We start from the raw sequence: 14,138 nt of genomic DNA, 5'->3' as shown, positions 1-14,138 counted from the left end.
TCATTCTTTTTCATCACGAATAGTAACCACAAGACCTTCCATGCTGCCCATCGCGTTCGAAAAAGCTGACGCTATATCCGCGATAGCACACCTTAACATCGCGATTGATTCGACACATTTTTGCCGGTCGCCTTCTGCAATAGCCACATCAAGATCAGAAAGAATATTGCCAACGCCCTTAGTGCATCCATCGACACTTACTCTCCATCTACTGATGTCACATTCGTCGATGATTGTTTCGAAATCCTCCTTAACTTCTTCAGACACATCATCATTACCAGCCGGGAATTTTTCCGCAGCCAACACAAGCGCCTTCAATATTTCGGAATACAGGTCCTTATTCATAACTATCCGGTCAGCATTTGGCTATTGATCTACGTTTCCTCGTACTTCCGCACTAGCTCAACACCACTACTTTGATCATCTTCTATTTCACTTCCAACAGCACTTCAACTAACTGACCCGCGCCAAGCGAAACGTCGAAGTGTGTGTTTCCGGTCACTACACCGCCATACCGGAGCACAGCATCGCTTTCGTTTATCAGTGAGAAACTCACCGCCATATTCACCCAGGATACCGAAAGCTGAAATTCGTATACTCCGCCAAAAATAATGAAATTATCTTTGGTAACCTCAAACCGCTCTCCTTCGTTCGGCGCCTCGAGACTTAAAACCACTGTCTCCACGATATCGGCTTTACGGCAGTCAACTTGGGTTATTGTAATGACAACACTCATAAGAACCTCAGCGTCGAGATCAGCCTGCACCCCCTGGTTCAGGCGCTCACTCGGTTTCTAGCGTGCCGTGCCAATAGGCAGCTGTTTCGCCACCTACCTTTAAAATTTGGTCTTTAGCCGCGGAGGCTGGCCAGAATTGCAGCAAGTATCGCTGGCCGGATATTGGCACATCCACATCTTCATCATCTTCGGTGTAATCTCGATCCATTCCGGAAATGCTGTAGCGCACCCGATAACTTCCAGGGGGAAGATCCAGGGTATAGGTTTCTTCGTGAGCCCATGAACACAGGCCTGTTTGGTTTTCCGGTACCTGCATGCTGCACTCGGCGGCGTCTTCAAACGTCTCATCCACTGGAGGTTTCGACGAATGCAGGAGCACATCGATCAAGATCGTTCCGGTCTGCGGGCCTGCCACCAGAAAGAGCTTTCCTTTCTGGGCTCCACCACATAGCCCATTAGCCTGACCGCTGAAGGCCCGCTCAACTAACAGGTAGTCGCCTTCGTTTTGTAGAGTGACCTCATCCACATAAAACTGTCCATAGTTGATGCTTAATTGACCGGAGAATAACACCGTCGCATCCGCATGTTGCTTTGCCTCTGACAGAGCCGAGGCTTTCGCTCCCGACTGCTTACGCCCCTTCACCCGGGATTCAGCCAGAGCTTCTCGTAGATGGTGATAGCAATCATCAATAAGGCCTCGCAAGGTATCTGCGAAGTCAGCGGGTAGGGGTTCCCGGGTAACCGGGATCATTTCGTGGAAGTAGAGAAAGTTTAACGCCTCCTGCCCGATGACTTCGCATTTATACTTGGGGGTCTCGGTGAAAGCGTAGTCCATAATATTCTGATGGCTCTCAAAATCGCTCTGAAAGATCTCGTACCTGGTCATGGCGGACGTATAAAAATCGTCCTCATCCAACGCCGCAATAATACGGGATGCTTTATCGGGCTCGCTTGCCCGGTAAATGTGAGCCAGCAAAATCAGCCCATGGCCCACTGAACCCCAAAGGTCTCGGCGTCCTTCAACAGACCGCACATCAAAAACAAAGCTTTCGAGAAGCTCACGTGCCTGATCTACTTCACTCAAAGCAAACAGGTAGTTGGCCAGACACACAGCATTATCCAGACACACTTCACTCGTTAGCGAGAACTTCCTTTCGAGCTTTTTGGCCAGTGCTGCGGGAACTTTGTAGCCAAGGTCTTTATCTTTTGGAAGTGCAAGGCTCATCGTTTCTTACCTCCTATCGGGAGGGTAAAAAGTAGGTTGTTAAACAGCTTACTCTAAAGGATCTGCCCTAACAGTGCCTCTCTCCATTGCTTTGAATTGGCGGCCGTTACAGTCAGTTCATCGTTTTCATCAAATGTAATTCCATTACACGATTCACAAATAAAGGAGATAAACAAAACCGCTGCAGCCAAATCCATTTCGGTGTAATAACAGAGCTCCATCATTAGATCTCGACCTTCAAGCTGACTCCGCTCTACATCCCAAGCTTCAAGATCATCATCGTCAACTTCTTCAATAGAGAATTCAAAACCTGCATCTTCTCCATTGAGTTTTCCTGGCCAAAAGCCATCAACATCTGTTAATGACGAAGCTTTCTCCCACTCTTCCAGTTCTAAGCCTTTTTCCTGCAATCTCAAAACCGCATTATTCAAACCAGGAACCAAATCACTCTTTAAAAAAACCTGCAGTGCATCTGACATGATTATTGACCTGTTGCCAATTTTTTACTTTATCTCCACGCCAAGCTTTGGCAGGTGTCCGAAGTTCACCTCTTCGAAACTAGCGCGTAACCAGGCTCTTTCATCTCTTTCTTTCACTCAACAACTCGCTAAGGCTGCGCCTTTCGCGCTCAATCAAAACAGATAGCTCTGCCACTTCCGGCACAGCGGTATCAGGCATAAAGGCCTTCAGTAGCTGATGGTAGTACGCAAAGAGCACTATTCTCGAATAATGACCCTGCTGCTTTTCCTTAACAGTGAGGTCCAGCACCTCTCCCGCTTGCGCTAACAGCTCGGCACCTTCACGCTCTTCTTTGTGAGCCTCTATCTCACCCCGAGCGTTTTCCAGCAGCCAGCCCAGGTCATTCGCGTCAAAATTTTTACTGGTGATGATTTCAAGTGCTTTTGTTCGCAGGGAGTCGTCGCTGTGGGAGTCCGCATCATAGGCCAACAGCGCCAAACCGTCGCATTTGTGCCCCCATGCGTAGCTGTTGCTCTTATATGAAATATCGTAAATGAAGCTGTCCATATAACGCACAAAATTAGCCCGGGCCGTTAGTACCTGAAGGCAGCACGCCAATTCAATCGCCTTTTCAAGATCCCCGGATCGAGTCAGGTCAAAGCGCTTTTGCAACGATCTTGCGAGACTTACAACCGACTTTGCCAAGGCGAGATCATCGGGAATGCTTATACTCATCTGCTATTTCACTTCCAACAGCACTTCAACTAACTGACCCGCGCCAAGCGAAACGTCGAAGTGTGTGTTTCCGGTCACTACACCGCCATACCGGAGCACAGCATCGCTTTCGTTTATCAGTGAGAAACTCACCGCCATATTCACCCAGGATACCGAAAGCTGTAATTCGTATACTCCGCCAAAGATAACCAACTTATCTTTGGCAACCTCAAACCGCTCCCCTTCATTTGGGGCCTCGAGGCTTAGAACAACTGTCTCCACGATATCGGCTTTACGACAGTCAACTTCGGTTAATGTAACGACAACGCTCATAAGAACCTCTATGGCAGCATCAAATTCACACCATGAGTAATTGCCTTGACACTCACACCACCTGCAGGTCCAGGTTTATACCGCTCTTGGGTGCCATATACTGGTATAAACTCGTATCCATCCAGCGCCACGAACCAGCTTACATCTCTACCTGTATTGCCACCGTAAAAAAGTGAGGATAGCTGGCGTTGAGTATAGGCACCACTCCACGGTGCAATAGATGTCGCATAAGCCCCTCTAGGCTTGGTGATACCGCTACCTAGGCGCCCTCGATAAGGCGGGGTAGTGCGCATAAATGATGTCGCTGCAATCTCTCTGACAGCTATCCTGCTACTGTAATGGTAGACAACATCTCCCCGGCGATCTGCCCGCTCAGCCTTCACTGACACCTTTGTCTTTAGCTTCTCACGCTCAAGATCGAGCATTTTTTGAGCAACAGGGTTACTTTCAATTATTGCAGTGACAGAGTCAGCCACTCCATACCCAATAACGCCAGCAACCAAAAGACGAACGGATACTTGAGAAAGAAATCCGACAGATACAGCTGATGCGCTCATGTGATACCCGATTCCGGTACTCGGGAACATGGCAAGCCCAAAATGACCAGTCGGATCGATGTGGTTCACCGGGTCTGCATTAGTATACAAATACTTGTTGAGTGTTATCGGTTGCGTCGGAAGCCCAGCCCACTTATCCACTTGCGTAAACCGGCCCTGGTCCTGGGCGTAGTACCTCGCCCGCAGATAGTACTGGCCTAGCGAGGCATCGTACTGCTCACCAGTATAGAGGTAGCTGTTCTCGGTCGAGCCCTGGCTGTTCGCCAACACCCCGAACGCATCGTAATGGTAGCTGTCTGTTAAGGAGCCGGTTTCGTCCGCCAGTGCGCGGGTGGAGCCGTGGCCGTCGTACAGATAGTAAGAGGTAATGCCTCCACGAGTCTGTGAAACGAGGTCGTCGCCGTAGGTGTAGCTGACCTTCGAGCTTCCATTGGCGACTTCTGCCAGTACCTGTGCGTAATCGCGGTTGCTGTCCACGACATATCGAGTGGTTTGGCCGCCGTTCGATTTGCGGGTACGGATGCCATCGGCGTTGTAGCCGAAAGTGACTGTCGCGCCCGGCGTCTGTGCTTCGGTCAGGCGGTTGGCGCCGTCGTAGCGGTACCTGGTCACCACACCTGCATCCGTTTCGGTCAGGGTGTTGCCATTGGCATCGTAGGTGAACTGGACAGCACCCTGGGCGGTCAGGCGATCGTTGTCGTCGTAGGTGTAGCTGGTGTGCACACCATCAATGATGCTGTAGGTCCGGTTTCCAACCTTGTCATGCTGGTATTCGGCACTGTAATTGCCATTGATCGGGTCTGTCACCAGTTCCCTGGTCAGCCGGTACAGTTGGTCATAACTGTAAAGAGCCACCCGCCCATTGTGGCGCTCCTCAACGCTGGTCCGCCGCCCGGTTGCATCCAGCATATAGCGGTAGTCTGCCAATACCTGGTTCAGGGCGTTGGTGGTGGTCAGCTTCGTCAGGCGATTGAGTGCATCATAGTCGTAGGCGGTTTCGTTTCCATTTGGATAAGTGACCGACTTGCGGTTGCCCGCAGCGTCGTAAGTATAGGTAGTCGTGCCCTCACTGTCGGTTACTGTTTGCAGCCGATTAAGAACATCGTAGGTGTAATTGGTTGTGACCGAATCACCACCTGCCAGAACTGTCACTCTCGTCCGGTTACCGGCGTTGTCGTACTGGTACTGTATTACCGAACCACCAGGCTGGGTTTCTTCCGTCAGGCGGCCCATGCTGTCGTAAACGTACTGGGTCGTGCCTTCCGTTGAAGTAGCCGTCAGCCGGTTGCCTACTGCATCGTAGGTGTAACTTTCCTCATCTCCACTGGCATAGCGGATTCTGACCAGGCGACTGCGTGAATCGAAGGAATAGCTGGTGGTGTCACCGTTAAAGTCAGTATGACTTACGCGGTTGCCTCCGATGTCATAGACAGAGGTTTCCGTTTGAGCCATTGGCAGCGTCCGGCTCAGTTCACGCCCTTCACTGTCGTAGGTCCAGCGGGTTGTACGGCCTTCGGCATCCGTCTGGGTGAGCTTATTGCCGGCCGCATCGTAGGTGTAGGCGGTTTCTCCACCCGTGGCATCGGTTACCTTGGTAAGGCGGCCAAGCGCATCATACTGATATTCAGTTTTGCGGCCCCTCTGGTCTGTCTCCGATAACAGCCGGCCCATAGCGTCGTAGTTGGAAAGCAACTCCGTGCCATCATGGAAGCGCGTGCTGATACGTTGATCCAGAGTGTTATAGGTATACGTTGTGGTGTGGCCACGGGCATCCGTTTCGCTCGCCAGGTTGCCATCGGCATCGTAGCTGAAGCTGTGTCGGTTACCGAGAGCATTGATTACCGCGGTCCTGCGCCCGGCTGCGTCGTACTCGTACTGAGTAACCTTGCCCAGGCCGTCAGTTTCCCGGATTAGCCGTCCGACGGCGTCATAGTCCGTACTGGTATGGCTACCATCCGGATAGACTGTGCGGACAACCCGATTCAGGGCATCGTAAGCATAGGTGGTGGTCCGGCCCAAGGCGTCGGTTTGCGACACCAGGTTTCCTTCCCCGTCATAGGCTTTGGTTTCAATGGAGCCGTCAGGGTGTAACGTCTCGACCAATCGGCCATAGGCGTCGTACCGGTATTCGGTCCGGTTTCCACGGCTATCTACCGTCGCCGTTTCATTTCCGGCCAGGTCGTACTCGGCAGCGGTCGTACTACCATCAGGGTAAACCGTCTCAGTTACCTGATCATTGGCGTTGTATACATAAGACGTTACATCATCAACGGTAGCGCCACCGACAGTCCGGGAGCGTGTTTCGGTCAGCACGTTGCCGTTAGCGTCGTAGGTATAACGCGTGGTGTTGCCCAGCGGATCTGTTTCCGTCAGCTTGTTGCCATCACTGTCGTAGGTGTAATTGGTGGCGTTGCCGTTCAGATCAGTACTGCGGGTCACGAGCCCCTTGGCATTAATATTATTGCCGGCAATATTGCCTTCAGGATCGGTAACACTCAGCAGGTTGCCTACAGTGTCGTAGGTATTCCGGAACAGGTTCCCACGAGCATCCTGAATGGTCAGTTCCTGGCCTCGGCTGTTATACGTAAACGCGACCGTATTCCCCAGTTCATCCGTGGTGCTAAGCTGATTATTGCGCGCATCAAAATTCGCATGGGTGGTGTTACCCATGGGATCCACCTGGCTGATCTGGTTACCCTGAGCATCGTATGCGTAGTTCCAGGTGTTCCCGGCGGCATCCACCTGGGTAGTAACGTTACCGTGCTCGTCGTAGTAGTAGAAGGTGGTGTAGCCATTGCGGTCGGTGACGCTGGACTGCCGGCCTTCTACATCATGGTTGAACTCGGTGCGATTGCCTTCGTTGTCTTCCTGGGCAATCAGGCGGCCGCTTTCATCAAAAATGTTGCGAACCATGCGCCGGCCCATAGGGTCAATAATATCCAGTAGGCCATGGCTGCGATTGTAGGTGTATTGGGTCGCGTTACCCATGGCATCGGCACTGGCGACGAGGTTGCTTTCGCCGTCATAGCTATAGACCAGCCGCTCTCCGCCTGGCTTCACAATGGCGGTGATACGACCCTCACTATCCCGTTCGAAAACGACGGACTTTCCGCTTGAATGGAAGATTCCATTTTGGGTGTAGGTCAGCGTATTGCCGTTGGGGTCCGTCACCTTCTCGATGCCGAACGTCTGGTCGAGGGTATACTTGTAGCCGGTCTCTGTGGTCAGTTCATACCGGCTCGGATCCACAGGATTCGAGTAGTAGCCATTTTCCACCAGGCTGTCGCCCATGAAGTAGGCATTGTTGTCGTTCAAAGCCCGAAGGGTCGACCGGGTGTCACCAACCGGCGTGAACTTGAGAGTCACATCCCGAATTACGGTTAAGGTATTGCAGGTAGGCGACGCTGAGGTCTCGAATTTCTCCACATCACCGCCAGGCAGCGTGATGGTAATCACTGGCGCACCCAGGGGCTCGATACAGAAATCGGTTAGCATTCCCATGGGGCCACTTCGGTACTCGTTCAGTGTCCAATAGAGACCCGGGACCCTGGATTCTTCTACTTTTATGTCCTGATAGCCCACGCTCCAGCCGTGGCCGAAATCCAGTGCTTCATTGCGTCTGCGACTATCATAAGTCCGGGTCACCTGAATGGGGATGCCTGCCAGCGGAACCTCCAGATCCTGCAAGGTTATGCTGAAGTTACCAACCTTAAGATCGCCCTCAACCTGAAGAGACATCATGTCAGAAGCTGAGAGGTTATTAACATCGATCGCAATGATGGCCAGGTCGTACTGGCCATTGGTCAGCATCGTGGGATCAAAAGTCGCAACGGCGGCCGAATTCTGGTTGGCATCGCCCTTGGCAATCACCTGCCACTGGTCGGTACCGGATGGCGCAACAAGCACTTCATAACCGGCAAGGTTGTCGTCAGTGATGGTGGCAATGATTTCCGTGGGTGCAGTGACAACGGTGCCGTCAGTTGGCCCCTCCAGTGTTACCACAGGACTGGCCGTATCGCCGGGATCGCGCACAGTCACTGTTGCGGTGGTTGTTACTGAGGTTTCAGTGTCACTCACCGTGGCGGTAATAATCTTTACGCCCGTGCCGACGGCGGTCCACATTGCTTCTCCGCTGCCATTGACAGGCAGAGGGGTACCATCAACATTCAAGTTTATTGTGCGCTCACCTTTACCGCCGGTGACCACCGTCAGAATGGATACGATATCGCCTTCATCTACCGTTTGAGGGGAGGCGCTCAGCTCAACCTGCAAGGGCTGTATGGCTTCAACAACTTCAATAGCGACATTCTGGTAGGAGCGCTCCTTACCGTCGTCGGCAAAAAATCTTACGTTCTGAATTCCAACCTGCGCAGACGCGGGCGACCAACCTACCAAACCGGACGTATCTACTGTCATCCCGGCCGGCATGCTGACAGCCCCAAACGTGACGGCATCGCCATCAGCATCCGTTGCCATCAACTGATAGTTGTAAGTTTCGCCAACCACGACCGATGTCGGTGCTGCACTGGTGATGACAGGCGCAATATTGGGCCGCTCTGTGACAACAACCGTAAAGCTCTGGCTGGCACTGCCACCCTTGCCGTCGCTAACAAGCACCCTGACCGAATGATTGCCAAGCTGAGAGGGGGAAGGCACCCATGAAACGACACCAGAATCTGCCACTATGACCATACCAGCAGGCGCCTGAGGCAGGCTGTAGGTCAGAGCATCGCCATCATCATCGCTGGCAATCACCTGATAGGCATAGGTGCTACCAAGCTCCACACCTGGTGCAGGAGCAGACGCAATCACAGGAGCCGTGTTCTTTTCCGTCACAACCAGATCAAATGCCTGCGAAACCCACGCACCTCTGTCGTCTTCTACAACAACAGTAACCGGGTGGGAGCCAACCTGAGCCGTTGATGGAGCCCAGCTTACCGTGCCGCTTTCTGAAACCGACATGCCAGCTGGTGCTTTACTCAAACGATAAACAAGCGCATCACCGTCCGGATCGGAAGCGATTACGGAGTATTGATAGAGCTCTCCCGCAAATGCAGTCGTCACGGGCACTGAATCGATAATGGGCGGGTTCCCGCTAACAACAACCTCAACCTGGAAGGTCTGCGTATCTGACTGGCCAGCGGCGTCTTCCACCTTGACTTCAACTGCGCTTACGCCAATTTGACCCGATGTCGGTGTCCAGCTTAATTGGCCGCTATTCGCATCAACTGTCATGCCCGACGGACCACTAATCAGCGCATAGCTGAGCGAATCACCGGCATCAGGATCATGAGCTTCAATCAGGTAGTTGTATTCAACCCCGGTGGCTGCATTAGCGATCGGTGTCGAGATGATTGTTGGAGCACGATTAACGGCAGTAACTTCAATGCTGAACGACTGTTCGTCCGACAGTCCTGACGGATCTTCCACAGTTACAGACACAGGATTCTGGCCGGCCTGACTGTCTGCCGGTGTCCAGCTTATAACGCCCGTCGCCGAATCGATCAGCATTCCTGCAGGTGCGGTACCAAGAACATAAATCAGCGTATCGGTCGGATCCGGATCAGCTGCTTTTACGGCGTACTCATAGGCTTGGCCAACACGGGCAAAGCCCACGGGCGAAGACGTGATCCTGGGTGCTTCATTGACTTTTGCTACCTGGATAGTCCACAGCTGCGTCGCCCTCAGGCCCAGTGGGTCTTCTACGCCGATGACGATTTGTTGATTGCCCACATCATCGCGGCCAGGGGTCCATTCCACGAGACCTGTATTGCTATCAATCTGCACACCCACAGGCGCAGAATCGAGGTGATAACTCAGTGCATCTCCATCCGGATCCGAGGCCAGGATCTGATAGATATAGCCTACGCCCTGTGTAGCGCTTTCAGACGGGGTACTGGAAATGACAGGAGCATGGTTCACTGGCTCGGGACGATCACGCATGTGCCGCGGAACTGCCGATACGACGCCAGACTCACAGACAGCGGCGCCAGCAGCATCCATTTCGGCAATGCGGTAGTAGTAGGTGTTGTTGTTCTGCACACCGGTATCAAGATAGGTTGAATAGCGGCTGGTGGTCGTCACCAGTTCTTCGAAAGGACCATCGGCAGCATCCGAACGCTGGACAGAGTAATGATGGGCGCCGGTATCCGACCACATGACCTGAACACGACCGGTCTTCGCCCGAGTGCGAACATCGCTGACGCACTCCCGGACGGTGACGCGATCACTGCCCGACACACCTGAAAGCCTCGGTGCGTAAGTTTCAAAATCGTAGGCACCCAGCACATGCCCGGTCACCGTCATATTGAACAGGCGGGATTCCCCTGACGGAACATCCTCACAACCTTCAGCTGAAGCGCATTCGTAAGAAACCGCAATGCCGGATGTATCACCACGAGCCTGCAGCTCAAGATTAACGCGAGAGGTCACGGTGCCGACTGAACTGAGAATGGCATCAACCATGGCCGCATGGCTCTGAACGCCATTGACAAGCACACCACCCGTTGCGGTGACAATATCAGTTGCCTGGTTGCTCGAATCGATTCCCTGTCCCGAACCACGGGTGTTCACCGCGGCGACAGAAACGCCGTTCACCTCAAGAGCGGATATGACCTCCTCCGCGCTGACGGTAGATGTGTGGGAATGGACATCCCCAAACCACACTATGATCTTCGCTGCACCATCACGCCATCCGGTGTCAGCGCCTGTTGAATAACCTCGGTCGGTAGAGCCCTCACCATCGGTGATGCCACCCGACGTTGCTACCTGATGGAGAGCAAAGAAATTCGCTTCTGCAGCGTCTCCGCCACCCCGGGCGTACCACTGATTGATCGCTGCCTGAACATCGTCTTTGTTTTCAGTAACCGGCTGGAGAAGCTGATAGGCACGGTCGGCCGCATTAGCAGCAGACCCGAACTCTCGAGGATCACCCAGATAACGCCCAACCCCAAAGGCAACGTCTACCCCTTCAAATCGTTGGTCCTCTCCTGCAATCGCATCCAGAATTGCGCGTGCGTTATCCTTAACGGCTTTAACGGCCCCCCCCATACTGCCCGTGTTGTCGGCCAGGAAAACCACATCCACACGGTTAGCGGCAGGCCCGGATTCACTTAGTGTGATAGAGCGCTGCACCGTAACACTTTGTCCCTGCGCGATAGAGACGTTTATGGCATCAGGTGATAGCAATGCGGCCCGTAGCAAGCCCATAGGAGCTGCCAGCAACATTGCAAATACAACAAACGATCGGAAAGAAGTCAGGGTGAGCATTATTAACGTCCTTGTCATCAGGCGAATGCCAGCCAGGCGCAAAGGCGTCACCCGGCGGATTGCATTATCTTCTTGGTGTCATCTCAGGCAGGTGTGTAACGCAAACGTCGTGTCGATACGGCTATCAGGCCCAGCGCCATCAATACCAAGGAACCAGGCTCAGGAACTGTAACTGGCACGTCCGCCCCGAAGATCTCCAGGGAACTCCAGAAGTACACCGATGCAGCGTCGTCGAAGCCTGGGCCAGTCTGGGGGTCTACATGTTCAAGATAAAAGCCGGAGGTTGCCAGCATGTCGCTCAGCGTCAGTGTGATGAGTGCCGTTTCACCTTGTGCAAGGTCAAAGTTCCAGCCTAGAGCAAGAGACACATCATCCGGGCGGTCAGATGGCAGATGGTTAGTATTGTCCAAAGCGCCCGCAATCACGTTGTCATAGATAGTGCCAAACGCATAACCCGGCTCGTCAATCTGCCAGCTCTGACCACTAGCAACGGCCCCGTGAGCTAAGCCATATTCGTTAAGATAGGTATTCAGGTGGGCATCAAAATCCAGATCCAGGAACCCGATCCATGAGTGATTTCCCGCGCCAGACAGCTCAAAGGACAAAGAACCCAGACCGGTCGAAGGGTCCAGGAAGCCATCTCCCGGCATCGCATCACCCAAGTATGCCTCGGAGACTACGCCATCAATATTGAATGCCCAATCTGTGAAATTGATCACAGCAGCATGGGCGGATAATGCAGGTACTAGAAGGCTGGCAGAAAGCACAGTCCTGGCAAGCAAATTTGAAAACATAGTCTGTTAACATTCCTTGTTCGTAGAAAAGTTAAATCCTGTTAACTCTACGCACATATTATTACATAATCTTACATAAGGGAATAAGAGCCGCTCTTTTACACACCGCCTTCTTCGAAACTCCACCAGAGGCCAAGCTTTAGTCGCCGAAGAAGGCCGTGTGCTGCAGATTTATTCCACCGTCACGCTCTTTGCGAGGTTTCTGGGCTGGTCCACATCTGTGCCTTTAAGCACGGCAACGTGATACGACAACAACTGTAACGGCACGGTATATACAATCGGTGCGGTGATTTCGTGTACTTCCGGAAGTTGAATCACGTGGATGTTATCTTCCGGCTTTATGTTCGCCGCGCGATCTGCAAACACGAATAGTTCACCGCCTCTGGCGCGAACTTCTTCGAGATTCGATTTCAGCTTCTCGGCCATGTCATTATTGGGGGCAACGGTGACTACAGGCATCTCGCTGTCTACCAATGCCAACGGGCCATGCTTCAACTCGCCTGCGGGATAGGCTTCTGCGTGGATGTAGGAAATTTCTTTTAGTTTCAGAGCACCTTCCATGGCTACGGGGTACTGAGATCCACGGCCCAGGAACAGGGAGTGGTTTTTATCCATGAAACGCATGGATATGTCAGCAATTTCAGTTTCCAGTGCCAAGACGTCATTTACCTGGCCGGGTACCAGATGAAGGGCTTTCACGATGTCTGCTTCACGCTCTTCGCTTAAGCCGTTTTTACGTGCCAGCGCGAGTGTAAAAATTAGCAACGCTGTTAGCTGTGTCGTAAAGGCTTTAGTGGAAGCAACGCCAATTTCGGGGCCCGCCTGGGTCATGATGACCAGATCAGATTCTCTTACCAGCGTGCTGCCCGGCACGTTACAAATAGCCAGTGCCGCGCGGAAGCCGGCTTTTTTGGCTTGGCGCAGTGCTGCCAAGGTGTCAGCTGTTTCACCAGATTGGGAAATACACAAAAACAACGTGTCTTTCTGGATCACATGTTTGCGGTAACGGAATTCGGAGGCAACCTCCACTGAACAGGGTATGCCTGCCAAATCTTCAATCCAGTAACGCGCTACCATCCCCGCGTGATAACTGGTGCCACAGGCAATGATCTGTACGTGACGAACGTCTTGCAGCAGGTTTCCCGCTTCGGTACCAAGCGCTTGTTCCAGAACATGGCTGCCAGTTACGCGGCCTTCAATAGTGGCCTTGATAACTCTGGGCTGCTCATGAATTTCCTTGAGCATGTAGTGGCGGTATTCGCCTTTGTCTGCTGAGTCAGCGGCATGTTCGAACCGATTGACCGCACGCTCAACAGGTTTACCGTCGCGATTGTGAATCTCGATGCGATCCTTGCGAATATCCGCAAGGTCGCCTTCTTCCAGAAACATGAAGCGGTCAGTAACAGGCAGCAGTGCAAGCTGATCAGACGCAATGAAGTTTTCACCGATACCTACGCCAATAACCAGCGGGCTACCTTCGCGGCAAACCACCATGTGCTCCGGCTCGTCGGCGTGCACCACGGCCAGCGCATACGCTCCACGCAGCCGTGTAACCGAGATTTTCACCGCATCGTACAGTTTGCCCAGTTCGCGATAGTTTTTCTCTATCAAGTGCACAACAACTTCGGTGTCGGTCTCAGAGGTAAATTTGTAGCCGTCGGCTCTCAACTCCTCACGCAGTTCCTGATAGTTCTCGATGATACCGTTGTGCACGATTGCAAGGCGGTCACCAGACATGTGCGGGTGAGCATTGAGCTGTGACGGCACGCCGTGGGTTGCCCAGCGAGTGTGAGCGATGCCCAGATAGCCGGTGAGCGGGCTGGCGTCAATGGCGGCCGCAAGCGAGGCGACCTTGCCCACTTCCCGGGCGCGCTGAACGGCGCTCTTGCCATCCAGAACGGCCATACCAGCTGAATCATATCCCCGGTATTCCAAGCGGCGCAGGCCCTCAAGAAGAATGCCCTGAACGTCCCTTTCCGAAACTGCACCTACAATGCCACACATGCTGTTTGTCCTGTTCGTGATAAAAAATCGTGGTAAAAACTGAGAAC

At 52.9% G+C, this 14,138-nt stretch carries 9 protein-coding genes; all 9 read right to left on the bottom strand.

Annotated elements, in window-relative coordinates:
* Positions 1-345, bottom strand: coding sequence for a hypothetical protein (locus AADB16_RS02730; RefSeq protein ID WP_410801210.1), 345 nt, complete (start codon positions 343-345; stop codon positions 1-3).
* A gap of 82 nt (positions 346-427) precedes the next feature.
* Positions 428-736 (bottom strand): hypothetical protein, encoded by a 309-nt coding sequence (locus tag AADB16_RS02725; protein ID WP_410801208.1) that lies wholly within the window; start codon positions 734-736, stop codon positions 428-430.
* Positions 737-782: 46 nt separating this feature from the next.
* Complete coding sequence (locus tag AADB16_RS02720; protein WP_410801206.1) at positions 783-1,961, bottom strand: hypothetical protein; 1,179 nt, start codon at positions 1,959-1,961, stop codon at positions 783-785.
* A 53-nt stretch (positions 1,962-2,014) separates the two neighbouring features.
* The gene (locus tag AADB16_RS02715; protein WP_410801204.1) at positions 2,015-2,440 is read right to left on the bottom strand and encodes a hypothetical protein; all 426 of its coding nucleotides are present in this window, start codon (positions 2,438-2,440) and stop codon (positions 2,015-2,017) included.
* Positions 2,441-2,540: 100 nt separating this feature from the next.
* Positions 2,541-3,155: a hypothetical protein gene (locus AADB16_RS02710; RefSeq protein WP_410801202.1), complete on the bottom strand. Its 615-nt coding sequence runs from the start codon at positions 3,153-3,155 to the stop codon at positions 2,541-2,543.
* 3 nt (positions 3,156-3,158) lie between these two features.
* Complete coding sequence (locus AADB16_RS02705) at positions 3,159-3,467, bottom strand: hypothetical protein (protein WP_410801200.1); 309 nt, start codon at positions 3,465-3,467, stop codon at positions 3,159-3,161.
* Positions 3,468-3,475: 8 nt separating this feature from the next.
* Positions 3,476-11,293: a putative Ig domain-containing protein gene (locus AADB16_RS02700; protein ID WP_410801198.1), complete on the bottom strand. Its 7,818-nt coding sequence runs from the start codon at positions 11,291-11,293 to the stop codon at positions 3,476-3,478.
* Positions 11,294-11,376: 83 nt separating this feature from the next.
* Positions 11,377-12,087 (bottom strand): PEP-CTERM sorting domain-containing protein, encoded by a 711-nt coding sequence (locus tag AADB16_RS02695; RefSeq protein WP_410801196.1) that lies wholly within the window; start codon positions 12,085-12,087, stop codon positions 11,377-11,379.
* Between the two features lie 171 nt (positions 12,088-12,258).
* Positions 12,259-14,091 carry a glutamine--fructose-6-phosphate transaminase (isomerizing) gene (glmS, locus tag AADB16_RS02690; RefSeq protein ID WP_410801194.1) on the bottom strand — a complete coding sequence of 611 codons (1,833 nt, stop codon included), beginning with the start codon at positions 14,089-14,091 and terminating at the stop codon, positions 12,259-12,261.
* Between the last annotated feature and the right edge of the window lie 47 nt (positions 14,092-14,138).

The organism is Marinobacter sp. KMM 10035, from assembly GCF_046537445.1.
In the GTDB taxonomy this organism is placed as follows: domain Bacteria; phylum Pseudomonadota; class Gammaproteobacteria; order Pseudomonadales; family Oleiphilaceae; genus Marinobacter; species Marinobacter sediminicola.
Note: the sequence above shows the minus strand (reverse complement) of the source record. Positions and strands in the feature narration are given on the sequence as shown.